Origin of the sequence: Kribbella jejuensis (assembly GCF_006715085.1) — a bacterium.
Classification (GTDB): domain Bacteria; phylum Actinomycetota; class Actinomycetes; order Propionibacteriales; family Kribbellaceae; genus Kribbella; species Kribbella jejuensis.
This window is the reverse complement of sequence record NZ_VFMM01000001.1, coordinates 1,636,569-1,650,904: the sequence shown is the minus strand read 5'-3', so window position 1 is coordinate 1,650,904 and position 14,336 is coordinate 1,636,569. Positions and strand designations below refer to the sequence as shown.

The 14,336-nt window shown below is 67.9% G+C and carries 15 protein-coding genes and 1 tRNA gene; 10 read left to right on the top strand and 6 right to left on the bottom strand.

Features of this window, described 5'->3' with window-relative positions; translation table 11 throughout:
* The first annotated feature begins 12 nt into the window (after nucleotides 1–12).
* The 3 genes from FB475_RS08060 to FB475_RS08050 are packed head-to-tail and all read left to right on the top strand — an operon-like array spanning nucleotide 13 to nucleotide 1,998.
* Complete coding sequence (locus FB475_RS08060; RefSeq protein WP_141853983.1) at nucleotides 13–618, top strand: FtsB family cell division protein; 606 nt, start codon at nucleotides 13–15, stop codon at nucleotides 616–618.
* Nucleotides 615–1,097, top strand: a complete 483-nt coding sequence (locus FB475_RS08055; RefSeq protein ID WP_141853981.1) for a DUF501 domain-containing protein — start codon at nucleotides 615–617, stop codon at nucleotides 1,095–1,097. The genes FB475_RS08060 and FB475_RS08055 overlap by 4 nt, the downstream gene beginning before the upstream one ends.
* Nucleotides 1,090–1,998, top strand: coding sequence for a Ppx/GppA phosphatase family protein (locus FB475_RS08050; RefSeq protein ID WP_202878282.1), 909 nt, complete (start codon nucleotides 1,090–1,092; stop codon nucleotides 1,996–1,998). The genes FB475_RS08055 and FB475_RS08050 overlap by 8 nt, the downstream gene beginning before the upstream one ends.
* Here FB475_RS08050 and FB475_RS08045 read toward each other — a convergent pair.
* A complete protein-coding gene (locus FB475_RS08045; RefSeq protein ID WP_202878281.1) occupies nucleotides 1,991–2,560 on the bottom strand; it encodes a TetR/AcrR family transcriptional regulator in 570 nt (189 codons plus the stop codon). The genes FB475_RS08050 and FB475_RS08045 overlap by 8 nt on opposite strands.
* A 135-nt stretch (nucleotides 2,561–2,695) precedes the next feature.
* Between FB475_RS08045 and FB475_RS08040 the strand changes: the two genes are divergently transcribed.
* The 5 genes from FB475_RS08040 (at nucleotide 2,696) to FB475_RS08020 (ending at nucleotide 8,130) form a co-directional block, all read left to right on the top strand.
* Nucleotides 2,696–4,123, top strand: coding sequence for an MFS transporter (locus FB475_RS08040; protein WP_141853977.1), 1,428 nt, complete (start codon nucleotides 2,696–2,698; stop codon nucleotides 4,121–4,123).
* A 75-nt stretch (nucleotides 4,124–4,198) separates the two neighbouring features.
* Nucleotides 4,199–5,044 carry a uracil-DNA glycosylase gene (locus tag FB475_RS08035; RefSeq protein ID WP_141853975.1) on the top strand — a complete coding sequence of 282 codons (846 nt, stop codon included), beginning with the start codon at nucleotides 4,199–4,201 and terminating at the stop codon, nucleotides 5,042–5,044.
* A gap of 49 nt (nucleotides 5,045–5,093) precedes the next feature.
* Nucleotides 5,094–5,819, top strand: coding sequence for a hypothetical protein (locus tag FB475_RS08030; RefSeq protein WP_141853973.1), 726 nt, complete (start codon nucleotides 5,094–5,096; stop codon nucleotides 5,817–5,819).
* Nucleotides 5,816–6,430: a DUF4190 domain-containing protein gene (locus FB475_RS08025; protein ID WP_141853971.1), complete on the top strand. Its 615-nt coding sequence runs from the start codon at nucleotides 5,816–5,818 to the stop codon at nucleotides 6,428–6,430. The genes FB475_RS08030 and FB475_RS08025 overlap by 4 nt, the downstream gene beginning before the upstream one ends.
* Before the next feature lie 635 nt (nucleotides 6,431–7,065).
* Entirely contained in the window at nucleotides 7,066–8,130 is a 1,065-nt protein-coding gene (locus tag FB475_RS08020; protein WP_185759137.1) for a YaaC family protein, read from the top strand.
* Nucleotides 8,131–8,620: 490 nt separating this feature from the next.
* Here FB475_RS08020 and FB475_RS08015 read toward each other — a convergent pair.
* The 3 genes from FB475_RS08015 to FB475_RS08005 form a co-directional block, all read right to left on the bottom strand.
* Nucleotides 8,621–8,703: transfer RNA gene (locus FB475_RS08015), tRNA-Leu, on the bottom strand.
* An 18-nt stretch (nucleotides 8,704–8,721) separates the two neighbouring features.
* On the bottom strand, nucleotides 8,722–9,264 hold the full coding sequence (gene def, locus FB475_RS08010; protein WP_141853967.1) for a peptide deformylase: 543 nt from the start codon (nucleotides 9,262–9,264) through the stop codon (nucleotides 8,722–8,724).
* Nucleotides 9,261–9,767 carry a glycine cleavage system transcriptional repressor gene (locus FB475_RS08005; protein ID WP_141853965.1) on the bottom strand — a complete coding sequence of 169 codons (507 nt, stop codon included), beginning with the start codon at nucleotides 9,765–9,767 and terminating at the stop codon, nucleotides 9,261–9,263. The genes def and FB475_RS08005 overlap by 4 nt, the downstream gene beginning before the upstream one ends.
* A 103-nt stretch (nucleotides 9,768–9,870) precedes the next feature.
* Here FB475_RS08005 and FB475_RS08000 point away from each other — a divergent pair, with 103 nt between their 5' ends.
* The gene (locus FB475_RS08000) at nucleotides 9,871–10,980 is read left to right on the top strand and encodes a sensor histidine kinase (RefSeq protein ID WP_141853964.1); all 1,110 of its coding nucleotides are present in this window, start codon (nucleotides 9,871–9,873) and stop codon (nucleotides 10,978–10,980) included.
* Nucleotides 10,977–11,636: a response regulator gene (locus FB475_RS07995; protein WP_141853962.1), complete on the top strand. Its 660-nt coding sequence runs from the start codon at nucleotides 10,977–10,979 to the stop codon at nucleotides 11,634–11,636. The genes FB475_RS08000 and FB475_RS07995 overlap by 4 nt, the downstream gene beginning before the upstream one ends.
* A 72-nt stretch (nucleotides 11,637–11,708) precedes the next feature.
* Here FB475_RS07995 and FB475_RS07990 read toward each other — a convergent pair whose 3' ends face one another.
* Together FB475_RS07990 and FB475_RS37465 are read right to left on the bottom strand one after the other, a co-directional pair.
* Nucleotides 11,709–13,016 carry an NAD(P)/FAD-dependent oxidoreductase gene (locus FB475_RS07990; RefSeq protein ID WP_141853960.1) on the bottom strand — a complete coding sequence of 436 codons (1,308 nt, stop codon included), beginning with the start codon at nucleotides 13,014–13,016 and terminating at the stop codon, nucleotides 11,709–11,711.
* A gap of 156 nt (nucleotides 13,017–13,172) precedes the next feature.
* Nucleotides 13,173–14,330, bottom strand: a complete 1,158-nt coding sequence (locus tag FB475_RS37465) for a bifunctional GNAT family N-acetyltransferase/class I SAM-dependent methyltransferase (RefSeq protein ID WP_238332026.1) — start codon at nucleotides 14,328–14,330, stop codon at nucleotides 13,173–13,175.
* Nucleotides 14,331–14,336: the final 6 nt, after the last annotated feature.

Here is a 14,336-nt window from a genome sequence, read left to right as displayed (position 1 = left end):
GAGGTTCGCCGTATGCCGTCCCGTCGGGATTCCGGTGCACGCCCCGGCTCGCGTCCGTCGAGCCGGACCCAGTCGCGTCCACCGGCCCGGCGGGGCGAGGCCCCCAAGCGCCGTACGGCGGGGACGCCGGCCGAGCCCGTGCGGACCCGGGGGTCGCGCAACCTGACCGGGCGGGCGGCCGTTGTGCTGCTCGTGCTGGGCGCGTTGATCGTGTCGTACGCGCAGAGCCTGCGGGTGTGGTTCGACCAGCACCAGCAGATCAGCGCGCTGAACCAGGAGATCCGGGACCGGCAGAAGCGGGTCGGCGAGCTGAACGACGAGATCACCCGCTGGGGCGACGACGCTTATGTGAAGGCGCAGGCGCGGCAGCGGCTCGGCTGGGTGATGCCGGGCGAGGTCGGGTACCGGGTGATCGGCGCGGACGGCAAGCCGCTCGGGGCCCCACCGGAGCCGACGGCGCCCTCGGACGGTACGGCGGACACGCAGAAGCCGACCTGGTACACGAAGCTGTGGGGGAGCGTGCAGGGTGCGGGCACACCGCCGGCGCCGGCCGCCAAGCCGACCCCGACGCCCACGCCGGCGGAGCTCATCACCCCGTCGCCTAAGGTGACCCGGTGAGCGTCAGCCCTACCGACCAAGAAGCAGTCAGCAAGCAGCTGGGCCGGACCGCGCGGGGCATCCGTTCGGTCGCGCACCGTTGCAGCTGCGGTCTCCCCGACGTGGTCGAGACCGAGCCGAGGTTGCCGGACGGTACGCCGTTCCCGACGACGTACTACGTGACCTGCCCGCGGCTCGCGTCCGCGATCGGGACGCTGGAGTCGTCGGGCCTGATGAAGGACATGACCGACCGCCTCGCCGAGGACTCCGAACTGGCCGCGAAGTACCGGGCCGCCCACGAGTCGTATCTCGCCCACCGCGAGTCGATCGAACACGTCGAAGAAATCGCCGGCATCACCGCGGGCGGCATGCCCACCCGCGTCAAATGCCTCCACGTCCTGGCCGGCCACTCCCTGGCAGCCGGCCCCGGCGTGAACCCCCTAGGCGACGAAACCCTCCAAGCCCTCGAGGACTGGGGCCGCCGGGGCCCCTGTGTCTGACCGCGTCGCCGCAATCGACTGTGGGACGAACTCGATCCGTCTGCTGATTGCGGACCTGGCCGACGGTCAACTGGTCGAGGTGGATCGTCGGATGACGATCGTGCGGCTTGGGCAGGGTGTGGATGCGACGGGTGCGTTCGCGCCGGAGGCACTGGCGCGGGTGTTCAAGGCTGCTGAGGACTTCGCGGCTGTTGTTCAGTCCCAGGCCGTCAGCCGGATCCGCTTCGTCGCGACCTCCGCCGCCCGGGACGTCAGCAACCGCGACGCCTTCCTCGACGGCATCGAACAGCGCCTCGGCGTACGACCGGAAATCATCTCCGGTGAGGAGGAAGCCGAGCTCAGCTTCCGCGGCGCCACCGCCGCCTTGGACCTCCCAGCGCCGTACCTGGTGACAGACATCGGCGGCGGTTCCACCGAACTGGTCCTCGGCGACGCGACCGGCGTCCGAGCGGCCCAGTCTCTCGACATTGGTTCGGTACGCCTGACCGAACGCCACGTCACGACCGACCCGACGTCCGTAGACGAGCTTGCGGCCATCACCCACGACATCGACGCCCTGCTCGACACCACCACAGTCCCACTGCCCGAAGCCCGCGCCCTGATCGCGGTAGCCGGCACCGCCACCACCGTCGCCGCGGTAGCCCTCGACCTCCCCGAGTACGACCGAACCGCCGTACACCACGCCCGCCTCACCAAGGCTCAACTCCGCGCCACCACCACCTGGCTGACCGAGTCGACCCACGAGGACCGCGCCAAGGTCCACTCCATCCACCCCGGCAGAGTCGACGTGATCGGCGCCGGCGCCCTCATCCTCCAACGCCTGGTCGACCGCCTCCCGATCGAAACCCTCACGGTCTCCGAACACGACATCCTCGACGGAGTCGCCCTCTCCCTCACCTAGCGCGGACGCCGTCCAGGGCGATGGCCAGGACGCGGTCACGCTGGGCCTGGTCGACGAAGCCGGCGGCGGTCAGGCCGCTGACCATTCGCAGCAAGTCGTCGAACGAGACGTCCGTGCGCGCCTCGCCCGCCGCCTGGGCGCGTTCGAACAGTGGCGTACCGGCCGCGTACATCGCCTCGCGTGCCGTCTGGAAGCTGTCGGCCTCGCGGTTCAGCGACTCCCAGATCGCGCGCTTGGTCGCGGCGTACCCGACGAAGCGCTGCAACCAGGTCGTCAGCGCCTCCCACGGCGGCAGGTCGGCCGCCTCGTCCGCGGCGATGCACAGTTCCTCGATCTCGCCGAAGTAGACCGCGTTGAGCAGGTCCTGACGGGTCGGGAAGTTCCGGTACAGCGTGCCGATGCCGACACCGGCCTGGCGGGCGATGTCCTCCAGTGACGCCCCCACGCCCTTGGTCGCGAACGCGTCCCGGGCGGCGGCGAGCAGCGCGTCGAAGTTCCGCCGCGCGTCCGCCCGCTGCGGCCGCCGTACGTCGACCTGCAACGCCGGCCTGTTCTCGCTCACCATCTGCTCACCTTAACCAGGTTGTACCGGAGGCATCCCTCCGTTATAGTGGAGGCATACCTCGACTTTATCAGGCCGGGGAAATCCGCGCCGGGTCCCGGCGCGTGGCACCTCCCGTTCCGAAGGAACTTCCGCATGCCTGTCATCAGGTCCGGCAACCCACGGGTGACGCTGGCGGTCCTCGCCACCGTGGTTGCCTCGTTCTCCATGTTGCAGTCGCTGGTCAGCCCGGCGCTGCCCGTCATCCAGCACGACCTGCACACCACCCCGGGCACGGTCACCTGGGTGTTCACCGCACTGCTGCTCTCGGTCTCCGTGGCGACCCCACTGCTCGGCCGGATCGGTGACATGGCCGGCAAGGAGCGCACGCTGTTCGTGGCGCTCGCCGCGCTCGCCATCGGCTGCCTGATCGCGGCCCTCGCGCCGAACGTCGGCGTACTGATCGCCGCCCGGATCTTCCAGGGCGTCGGCGGTGCCGTGTTCCCGCTCTCGTTCGGCATCATCCGGGACGAGTTCCCGGCTGAGCGTGTCCCGTCCGTGGTCGGCGTCGTCTCGGCCATCATCGCCGCCGGCGGCGGGCTCGGGATCGTGCTCGCCGGCCCGATCGTGGAGTGGCTCGGCTGGCGCTGGCTGTTCTGGATCCCGATGGCGGTGGTCGCGATCGCCACCGTGCTGGTACGGCGCTACGTCCCGGAGTCCCCGAGCCGCGTCCCCGGCCGGATCGACTGGCTGGCCGCGACGTTCCTGTCCGGATGGCTGATCGCGCTCCTGCTGCCGTTGAGCACCGGCCGCTCGTGGGGCTGGGGTTCCTTGCGTACGACGGGACTGTTCGCGCTGGCCGCCGTACTGTTCGCCGGCTGGATCGCGGTCGAGCTCCGGTCGCGGAACCCGCTGATCGACATGCGGATGATGCGCCGCCCGGCGGTCTTGACCACGAACCTGGTCGCGCTGCTGTTCGGTGCCGCGATGTTCGCGGTGTACGCGTTCGTCCCGCAGTTCCTGCAGATCCCGAAGGCGGCCGGGTTCGGCTTCGGTGCGAGCGTGACGCAGGCCGGTCTACTGATGCTGCCGATGTTGGTCACGATGGCGGTCGCCGGTTCGTTCAGCGGCCCGCTCGCGGCCCGGTTCAGCGCGAAGACGCAGGTGGTGTCCGGGTCGTCGATGATCCTGATCGCGGCGCTGATGTTCGCGCGGTTCCACGACGCGCAGTGGCAGGTCGCGCTGTCGACCGCGCTGTTCGGCGTCGGGCTCGGCCTGGCGTACGCCGCGATGACGAGCCTGATCGTGCAGAACGTCCCGCGCGAACAGACCGGCGTGGCCACCGGCATGAACGCCAACATCCGGACGATCGGCGGCTCGATCGGTACGGCGCTGGCCAGCTCGATCATCACCGGTCACGTCCAGCGGTCAGGTCTGCCGACCGAGGCCGGTTTCACCACGACGTTCTACCTGCTGTCCGCGTTCGCCGCCGCGGCCGTCGTACTGGCGCTGGCGATCCCGGCTGCCCGGCGGCTGTCCCCCCCGACCGTCGTCCCCCGCCCCGAAGAGAAGCTGGCTGCCTGACCGCGCCGGGTTGGGGAGGATTTTCGCCCGAATCGGGTGCACGATCCTCCCCAACCGCCGCACTAACCTGGTGGGATGAAGCTGCGGCATCCGTTGACGGGGGAGTTGTTCGAGAGTCCGGTGCCGCCGGGGACGGGCTGGCCGGAGGATCCGGCGGCGAGTGACACGCCGGTGGCGCACAATCCCGGCGAGGTCGTGGAGCTCGCCGCGACCGATGACCTCGCGGAGCTGGACGCCCGGGTGTCGGTCTGCCGGGCCTGTCCGCGGTTGGTGCAGTGGCGCGAAGATGTTGCCGTCGGCAAGCGCAAGTCGTTCGCGGACCAGCCGTACTGGGGCCGGCCGATCGCGGGCTGGGGCGTGGCCGAGCCGGAGATCCTCATCGTCGGTCTCGCCCCGGCCGCGAACGGCGGGAACCGGACCGGTCGCGTCTTCACCGGTGACCGTTCGGGCGACTGGCTGTTCGCCGCGCTGCACCGGGTCGGACTGGCGAACCAACCAACTAGCGAACATGCGGGCGACGGCTTGCAGCTGATCCGGACCCGGATGATCGCGGCCGTCCGCTGCGCGCCGCCTTTGAACAAACCGACGCCATCAGAGCGCGATACCTGTGCTCCTTGGTATCGCAGCGAGCTCGAGCTCGTACTCCCCAGCACCCGCGCGATCATCTGCCTCGGCAAGTTCGGGTACGACGCTCTGCTCGCGGGACTGATCGCGCTCGGAGCCGACGTACCGCGACCACGGCCGAAGTTCGGGCACGGCGTCGAATACCGGATCCTGACGCCGTACGGCGAGGTCACGGTCCTCGGCTGCTTCCACCCGAGCCAGCAGAACACCTTCACCGGCAAGCTCACCGAGGCGATGACCGACGCTGTGCTGACCCGGGCGAAGGAGTTGTCCACAGGTACGCCGAAGGTGAGTTGACCGTGCCCCCCGCGGTGTTGGAGGCTCTCCACTATGCAGACGGGCGCGCATGAGTCGTGAGAATCTGCCCGAGCAGTCTCGGGGCTTCCCGGCCGCGCGGCGGCCTGCTGGTGGTGTTGAGCGCTCACAGGGAGCGGCCGTTCCGGCGGCGCACGAGGCGGGGTCGCTCGGATTCATCGAGGGACCGGACCGGTTCCACTGGTGGGCGGAGCTGTCCAACGACGTCAAGGCGTACATCGAGCGCAAGGTAGGACCCGCCGTCGAGTGGTGGGCCGACTGGCACGAGCGTGAGCGCGACCGCCCGTACGCCGTGGTCCTCGGCACGAACGGGCTCGCCGTGACAACGCCGAAGGTCAACCAGCAGGGTCAGAGGACGCAGACCGTACACGTCGACGCGTTCGTACCGTCGAGCCTCAAGCACGCCGTCGTACAGCAGTTGCCGACCCGCCCACGGACCCGCCTGCTGTCCCGGGGAAAGGGCGAGCAGCCGCCGGCGGCACCGCAGCTCGAGCTGACCTCGTACATGCGCGGTGTCCTCGGCAACCTTCCGCTGGAGGCGCAGCAGCGGTTGCAGACGCCGTTCCTCGGGTCGCAGCCGATCAAGCACTACCGGTCGTACTACTACGGCAACGAGGAAGACCTCAACCTGTGGCTGTACCTGGCCGGCGACCGCACCGTCACGTTCGCGTCCGGGCACCGCACGCTGCCCGCCGGAGCCGACCCGAAGCACGCCGCCTGGCACCTGGTCTGCTACCAGGCGGACATCGCTCGATGAACCCGAGCCGGGACTTCCGCGACCTGGACGGCGCCGACCCCTGGACCCTCCTCGGCGTACGCCGCGACGCCGACGCCGACGAAATCCGCCGCAGCTACCGCAAGCTGTCCCGCAGCCACCACACCGACGTAGGCGGCGACCCCTCCCACCAGGCCAAACTCAACCGCGCCTACGAGATCCTCACCAATCCAACCCGCCGCGCCGCCTACGCCCAACTCCTCGACGGCCCACCAGAACCCCCTCCCGACGACCCACCCACCGACCCCTTCGAATGGTCCACCGGTCCGTACCAGCCGCCCTACACGGACCCGTTCATAGCCCCGCCGTACAACGATCCGCCGTACCAGCCGACCTACCAAGACATCCCCGACCCGTACGTCGCCCCGCCGTACCACGGCCCCTACACCGAGCAGAACCAGAAACGCCCCATCAACGCCAAGGCAGTCGCCGCCCTCCCCACCGCTCTCCTCTGCATGCCCCTCTCAATAACCCTCGCCATCCAAGCCCTGAGAGCAATGCGCTGGAACGGCGAACGAGGCAAAACCCTCGCCTGGCTAGCCCTCATCTTCGACACCCTGATCCTGGCCTACTTCATCGGCCTGTTCCGCTAACGGTGCCCGAGACGGGATTCGAATCCGTATACCTGTAAGGGCAGCGGTTTTAAATTCGATCAGGCGGTGTCCGCCGGAGCCCCTCGGCGTCCGTCCACCGCTTGTCCAGCACGCTGCGCACCATCTGAACTGGCCCGAACCGGACTGAGCTGCAACCGCGGATGCAACCACGACCTCTTCCATGTTTTGGGTGGGGGCTTGCCGGCGAATCACTCCGCGCTGCGCCGACCCCCTGATCTTCAAGGCATCTTCGCCGCTTCTCGTTGTGACGAGTTGGCTGAGGACACACTTGTTGCGGGTGATTCGCTCCAAGAATCTTCCTTGTCCGCCAGCGCCCGGCGGCGTGCCGACCCTTCCCATCTCGTTGCGCGTTGTGGCTAGGCCCAGGGCCTGGATCGGCCGCACACATCACGCCTGTTCGTCGGTCTGACACACCGATCGAAGGCGGCCGGCTGGAGTCCCTGTGGAATTGATGGGGCGTCTGGAGTTGGCCAAGCGGCTGTTCGCGATGCGTGGCCAGTGGTCGTCCCGCCTACCGCCATCCGGCTGAGTCTGGGAGCATCCCTGGTATGTCTATTCGTCCTGCTCGGCCTTACTCGAATTGGGTGCTAGTCCCACCTTCGACCGCCGGTGGCATGACGGTCGGCGAATCTGCGTCGGTTGCCTACATCCTAGAGACGCTCGGCACGCACTCTGAAATCGCCAAGGTCGGCAGAGCGCGTTTCCCCGGAACAATTGCAGAACGCAATGCCCTTTGGCGTGAATTCCGGAACTACACCCGACAGGCGATAAGCAACTTTCAAGCCGCGCAGTTGGTTCCGAACAGATCAGCGGCTCTACTCTATTACTACGCAATGATGAATTTCGCAAAGGCAGAACTACTCGACACGCATGCAGGCAATATCGTGGATCGGCGGATCGGTCACGGCCTGAGCTTTAGTCCAACCGCGGCGAAGACAGTGTCTGGCGACGCCCTCATCGTGAGGGATGGCATCTTTCGGTTACTCTACGAACGACGCCTTGGCAAGACAATTCGGATCGGTGAAAGACTGCCAGTCGCAAGACTTCTAACCCAGATCCCTGAAATCGCCTCCCAACTCAGCACCGTAGACGGTGGAACTTGTCAAGTCTCTGGGCTCTTCCAAATGCTTGCAAGAGATGCGGAGCAGGCATGGTCCCTCATCGCGATAGCGGACCCGGGTATTCCGAGCGGCAACAATGCTACTCGGAAGTTGCTTGCCCGAAACTTCGAAGAGGTCGAGCGTCCGCCAGACTGGAGGGATCATTTCGCTCTCAGTCGCGCATTCAGCCGATCGTTAACCTTTCATGAATCGCTGAGGAAAATTGACGCTCGAGGCGTGAATGCAATTCCAGTATCTACCACCCGAATCATATTCGATATTGATGACATCCTAGGTACGCAGAGTTCTGAAGATTCCGATGCTTGGATCGCACCCAGTCTGTATAAGACTCGAATGCTCCCAATGCCGCCAGCCTTCGCCCGTTACGCGCTAACATATTACGCATCGTCCCTGGTGCGATACAAACCTCAAATGTTCGACAGCCAGCTGCATCCAGAGCAGGCATACTTGTTTGACGCTATTGCCCGAGAGCTAGCCGTTCCGATGCTTCAGGACACCCTGTCCGCAATCTCTCAGAAAACTGTTCTCTTCCGTCGCGCGGGCTCGTGGCGGACATAAGTTGACGTGCAAGGTGTCAAGCGCGCGGAGGCTTTCAAGCCCTGGACGGCCGCGTCCTGAAGACCTGGAGACGCTGTCAGAGTTCGGAGGCTTGGCGTCGGTGCCCCTGGTGGTTGATGGTGCAGCGATGGAGCGGGTGGGGTGATCTTGAGGCTGCGGCCGTCGGTGGGACCATTGCAGATCTGATGGGCGTGACGCTGCGTGGACGGCGCGGGGATCGATGCTTAGGTTGCCTCCTCGCGTCGGGTACGCCGCGCCACGGGCGGCTTGTCGCGCGGAAGCGCGAACTCGCGGGCGGTAGCCCGGAACGCGCGGGCGCAAGCCCGCAAATCCGCCGGCGGCAGCCGGCAATACGCGGCGGTAGCCGCAACTCCCCGGCGGCAGCCGGAACACACGGACCGCGCTAAGCGGGGGGTGGGTGGGAGTGCGTGGAGCGGGCGCGGGAGGAGCGGAGCGACGGAGTGCCGGCGGAGCGTGCGGGGGGTGTTTGTGCCCGGGACGGGATTCGAACCCGTATGCCTGTTAGGGCCGCGAGGTTTAAGCTCGCTGCGTCTGCCGTTCCGCCACCCGGGCTCCGGGGACGAGAGTACGTTACTGGTACGTCTTGCGGGGGTACACGGCGTGGGCGCCGGCGACGCGGTCGAGGAAGAGTTTGCCGTTGCAGTGGTCGATCTCGTGTTGCAGGGCGCGGGCCTCGAAGGCGTCGGTGGTGATCGTGACCTGTTCCGTCGTACCGGGGAGGACACCGGCGACCGTGAGCCGGGTTGCGCGTTTCACGTCGCCGGTGAAGTCCGGTACGGACATGCAGCCCTCGCGGGCCTTCTCGTTGCGGGAGGCCTCGACGACGACCGCGTTGCACAGTACGAAGACGCCGTGGCAGGTACGCGTCTTCGGGTGACCGCTCACGTCCAGCGAGAACATCTGCGCCGCGACTCCGACCTGCGGCGCGGCGAGGCCGACGCAGCCGGGGGAGACGCGCATGGTCGCGATCAGGTCGGCGGCGAGTTGGATCATCTCCGGGTCGAGCGGATCGACCGGCGCGCTCTCGGTCGCGAGTACCGGGTGCGGTGCGCGGACGACGTCCAGCACCGAGCCCTGGACCTCCAGCAGTGCAGGGGACCAATCGGTGATCACAGCTCGTCGCTCTCCGCCGGTCGTAGCGTCACGCCCACGCCGAGCTCCTCGGCGGTGATCTCGAGCGCCCGGTTCAGCGTGTCCAGTTCGGCCGACGGCGGCAGCTCGACCTCGGCGGTCAGGACGTACAGCCCGCCGCTCAGCCGGGTCGACAGGTCGGTGACGGTACCGCCCGCGGACGCGATCATCCGGGTCACCGCCGCCACGATCCCCGGGCGGTCTGCGCCGTGCACGCTGAGCATGTACGGCGCCCCGATCGGCGCGTGCTCGTGCTCCGGGCCCATCTTCCGGACGGTGATCACGAGCTCGCCGCGGAGCGGTTCGAGCGCGGACTTCACCTCGTCGAACGGTCCGGCGCAGACGATCATCATCGCGAAGTGGCCGCGCAGCAGCGTCATCGTGGAGTCCTCGAGGTTGACCCCGGTACCGGCCAAGGCTTCGGTGACGTCCGCGATGATGCCCGGCCGGTCCGGGCCGATGACGGTGACTGCGAGCTGACTCATGCCGGAAACCTACCGGGCGACCTAAGTAGCCGAGGACGCGACTTCGGTATCCGGACAACCGCGAAGCCCCCGGAGAACGCTTACACACCGCTACATTCGTCTCATGAGCCCGAAGCGCAGCACCCGCGACTGGGTCGTGGACAGTGTCGCGTTCGTGGTCGCGATCCTGCTCGCGCTGTTCACCTACACCGACGGCCGGTCCGATCCGGTGCCGCACCCGCTGCTCGTCGTCGACTTCTGGTCGGGGATGGCGCTGTGCCTGACGCTCTGGTTCCGTCGCCGCTGGCCGGTCCAGCTCGCGCTGCTCGCCGCGGCCATCTCGATGTACTCCGATGCCGCTTCCGGGCCGACGCTCGTGCTGATCATGACCGTTGCCGTGCACAAGCCGTGGCGGACGTCGATCTGGGTCTTCGCGGCAAACCTGTTCGCAACGGTGGTCTACGTCCGGATCCGGCACACGCAGGACTGGAAGACGCTGCTCATCATCGCCGTCATCCTGTACGTCGCACTCGCCGGCTGGGGTCAGTACATCCGCTCGCGCCGGCAGCTCCTGCAGACGTTGCGCGACCGGGCCGATCGCGCCGAGACGGTGGCGACGTTGCAGGCCGAGCAGGCGCAGCTCCGGGCGCGGGAGGAGATCGCCCGTGAGATGCACGACGTACTCGGGCACCGGTTGTCGCTGCTGAGCGTGCACGCGGGCGCGCTGGCGTACCGCCCGGACGCGTCCACGGAGGAGGTGGCCGGCGCGGCGGAGATCATCCGCGCGAGCGCCCACCAGGCGTTGCAGGACCTGCGCGAGGTGATCGGCGTACTGCGGGCGCCCGTCGGAGAACTGCCGCAGCCGGCGTTCTCGGACCTGCCCGGACTGGTGGCAGGTTCGCGCGAGGCGGGGATCCCGGTCGAGCTGACCCTCGACGCGGCCGGCCCGATGCCCGAGCACGTCGGGCGTACGGCGTACCGGATCGTCCAGGAAGGACTGACGAACGCGGTCAAACACGCACCGGGCGAACCCGTCACGATCAGCGTGATCGGTGCCCCGGGCAACGGATTGTCCGTCGAACTACGGAACCCGGCACCGAACCGCCGCCGCGGCGACGGCCAAGGTCTGAAGGGCCTCAGCGAACGGGCCGCGCTCGTCGACGGCCGGCTCGAACACGGCCGCACCCCCGACGGGGAGTTCCGCCTGTACGCCTGGCTACCGTGGCCCGCATGACCATTCGGGTTCTGATCGTCGACGACGATCCACTCCTGCGTGCCGGGCTCAAGCTGATGCTGGGCGGCGCCGAGGACATTCGGGTGGTCGGCGAGGCCGGCGACGGGTCCGGGATCCACGGGCTGATCGAGCGGCTCGCGCCGGACGTGATCCTGATGGACATCCGGATGCCCGGTACCGACGGCCTGACCGCGACCGAGGCCGTACGCCGCCGTCCGGGCGCGCCCGAGGTCGTCATCCTCACCACGTTCGACGCCGACGAGCACGTACTCCGGGCGCTCCGCGCCGGCGCGGCCGGGTTCATCCTGAAGGACACGCCGCCCGCGGAAATCGTCGAGTCGGTACGCCGGATCGCGGCCGGCCAACCCGTCCTGTCGCCGGCCGTCACGAAGCGGCTGATCACCCGGGTGGCCGACACCGGCCAGAACAACCGCAAGTCCAAGGCGGTTGCCCGGCTCGCGCAGCTGAACGAGCGCGAACGCGAGATCGCCGTGGCGGTCGGCGAGGGCAAGTCGAACGCCGAGATCAGCGCGACGCTCTACCTGAGCGTGCCGACCGTGAAGACGCACGTCTCGCGCATCCTGACCAAGCTCGACCTGAACAACCGCGTCCAGATCGCGCTGCTCGTGCACGACGCCGACCTGCTGCACGAATAGCGCGAAGAAAAAGAAGGCCGGGCCCCCGGCGAGTTGGAGGCCCGGCCGATCAGGTGTGTTGCTACGACTGCCCTAGGACCGAATGGCCCGGTGGAACTCCTCGTTCGGGGTCTGCAGGCTGCCCAGGCTGGTCACCTCGCGCCGGAAGAACAGCGCCAGCGTCCAGTCCAGGATCACGCGGGCCTTCCGGTTCAGGGTAGGCACGCGGGACACGTGGTACGTCCGGTGCAGGAACCAGGCGAGCCAGCCCTTCACCTTCACGCCGTACAGCTGGGCGACGCCCTTGTGCAGGCCGAGGCTCGCGACCGAGCCGACGTACTTGTGCTTGTAGTCCTGCGGCGGCTGCCCGTCGACGACCCGGAGGATGTTCGCGGCCAGCCGGTGCGCCTGCCGGACCGCGTGCTGCGCGTTCGGGGCGCAGAACGCGCCGGTCTCGCTGGTCAGGTCCGGTACGGCGGCGTTGTCGCCGGCGGTCCAGGCGTCGTCGACGCCCTCGATCCGCAGGTTCGGCAGCGTCTTGATCCGGCCCTTCTCGTCCAGCGGGAAGTCCGTCGCGGCGAGTGCCGGGTTGGCCTTCACACCGGCCGTCCAGACGATCGTGTCGGCGTCGAACTCGTCGCCGTCACTGAGGATCACGTGACCCTTCTCGCAGGACTCCAGCCGGGTCTCCAGCTTGATGTCCATGTTCCGCTTGCGGAGCTCGTTCACGGTGTACTTGCCGAGATCGTCACCGACCTCGGGCAGGATCCGCCCGGTGGCCTCGACGAGCACCCAGCGCATGTCCTCGGGCTTGATGTTGTCGTAGTACCGGGTGGCGTAGCGGGCCATGTCCTCGAGCTCGGCGAACGCCTCCACACCGGCGTACCCGCCGCCGACGAAGACGAAGGTGAGCGCAGACTTGCGCAGCGCCGGGTCGGGCTGGGACGAGGCAACGTCCAGCCGGTCCAGGACCTTGTTGCGCAGGGCAATGGCCTCTTCGACGTTCTTGAACCCGGTCGCTTCCTCGGCCAGGCCGGGGATGGGCAGCGTACGGGCGATCGAGCCGAGCGCGACCACGATCTGGTCGTAGGCGAGCTCGTACTCCGGACCCTCTTCGGGCATCACGCGGGCCACCTTGTTGGCGTGGTCGATACCGGTCACCCGGCCGGTCACCACGCGGCAGCCCTTGAGGGTCTTACGCAGCGGCACCACGACGTGCCGCGGCTCCACCGATCCGGCCGCGGCTTCCGGCAGGAACGGCTGGTAGGTCATCACCGACCGCGGGTCGACCACTGTCACCCGGATCCGGCCCTGACGGGCGGCCCGGCGCAGGCCGTACGCGGTGTACATCCCGACGTAGCCGCCCCCGACGACGAGGATGTGCGGCACCTGGGCTGTCATGCGGTTCACTCTCCCTGAGCGGATCTCCGACTTCATGTCCACTTCAACGCTAAGGGCTCGTGAAAGATTTCACAAACCCTCTGCCGGGTGATCTCACCCACCGAACATCCCCCACCCGAGGGACCTCCGCAACCCGTCAGGCGAGGCGGTAAACGGTTACGTGGGAGGGTGATTCGGCGGTGAACGGTCTCCGGACCAGTCCGCGTGCCGTGATTCGCGGGTGAACCCGGCGATTTGGGCCATGAGGTCCAGTTCGGCGGGCCAGATGTAGCGGTGCGGCGTACGGCCGAGTTGCGCCTCGGTGCCCTCGCCGAAGTGGAAGTGGTGGGAGACGACGTGCTGATTCAGTACGTCGTACGTGTCCAGGAGGATGTAGCCGGGTTCGGCGACGCCGACCGTAGCCGGGATACCGGGTGGGAGGCGGCGGAGTTCGGGGACCCAGAGTTCGATGACGAAGCGGCCGCCGGGGGAGAGGTGCCGGGCCGCGTTCCGAAAGCAGGCGACCTGCTCCTCTTGGGTGAGCAGGTTGGAGATGGTGTTGAAGACCAGGTAGACGAGCGAGAACTCGCCCGGCGCCTGCGCGCTGGCCATGTCCCCGACGACGACGGGAATCGTCTCGTCCTTGGTGCGTAGCTGGTCGATCATTGCGGTCGAGAGCTCGATACCGCTGACCGGGATCCTCTTGGACAGCGGTATCCCGACCCGCCCGGTGCCGATCGCGAACTCGAGCGCGCGCCCACCCGCCGCCAGCTCCGCCAGCCGGTCGACGGTCGGCTCGATCACCTCCGGCGCGAACATCCCAGTACCCGGCGTGTCGTACTTCTCGGCGACCTCTGCGTTCCAAAGACGGTTCTGCTCGACGCCTTTGGTCCATTGGAGGACGTCCTCGGTGTCGGCCTCGGCGGTTCTGGTGAAGCCGAGGCGGTCGTAGAGGCGGCGGGCGTTCGGATTGTCGCGTTCGACCCTCAGCTGCAGGGGTACGCCGCGTCGGGTCGCCTCGTCCTGCAGGGCGTTGAGGATCGCCGTACCGATGCCGTGGTTCTGGATGTCGGGGTGCAGTTGGATGCCGTTCAGTTCGACGGCGTCCGGCGTGCGGCTGACACGTAATCGCCCGGCAGGACGGTCTCCCACCTCGACGACGTACAGGTCCGTCGCCGGATCCGCGATCGACTCGAGCGTCCACTCGACGAAACCATTGCGCCAGGCGAGCTCGTCGAAGTCCGGCGCGAGGCGCCCCTGGGCGCGGGTCGCTGCCAGCGTCACGTCAGCGAGCAACTCGGCGTCGGACGGCTTTGCGGGCCGGAGTCGGTACATGTTCGG

Bases quoted from the DNA above. Each gene is read 5' to 3' on its own strand.
- FB475_RS08035 (WP_141853975.1), top strand. From the start codon at position 4,199: ATGAAGCTGCGGCATCCGTTGACGGGGGAGTTGTTCGAGAGTCCGGTG.
- FB475_RS08005 (WP_141853965.1), bottom strand. From the start codon at position 9,767: ATGAGTCAGCTCGCAGTCACCGTCATCGGCCCGGACCGGCCGGGCATC.
- FB475_RS37465 (WP_238332026.1), bottom strand. From the start codon at position 14,330: ATGTACCGACTCCGGCCCGCAAAGCCGTCCGACGCCGAGTTGCTCGCT.
- FB475_RS08025 (WP_141853971.1), top strand. From the start codon at position 5,816: ATGAACCCGAGCCGGGACTTCCGCGACCTGGACGGCGCCGACCCCTGG.
- FB475_RS08030 (WP_141853973.1), top strand. From the start codon at position 5,094: ATGAGTCGTGAGAATCTGCCCGAGCAGTCTCGGGGCTTCCCGGCCGCG.
- FB475_RS07990 (WP_141853960.1), bottom strand. From the start codon at position 13,016: ATGACAGCCCAGGTGCCGCACATCCTCGTCGTCGGGGGCGGCTACGTC.
- FB475_RS08000 (WP_141853964.1), top strand. From the start codon at position 9,871: ATGAGCCCGAAGCGCAGCACCCGCGACTGGGTCGTGGACAGTGTCGCG.
- FB475_RS08060 (WP_141853983.1), top strand. From the start codon at position 13: ATGCCGTCCCGTCGGGATTCCGGTGCACGCCCCGGCTCGCGTCCGTCG.
- FB475_RS07995 (WP_141853962.1), top strand. From the start codon at position 10,977: ATGACCATTCGGGTTCTGATCGTCGACGACGATCCACTCCTGCGTGCC.
- FB475_RS08020 (WP_185759137.1), top strand. From the start codon at position 7,066: ATGACGGTCGGCGAATCTGCGTCGGTTGCCTACATCCTAGAGACGCTC.
- FB475_RS08040 (WP_141853977.1), top strand. From the start codon at position 2,696: ATGCCTGTCATCAGGTCCGGCAACCCACGGGTGACGCTGGCGGTCCTC.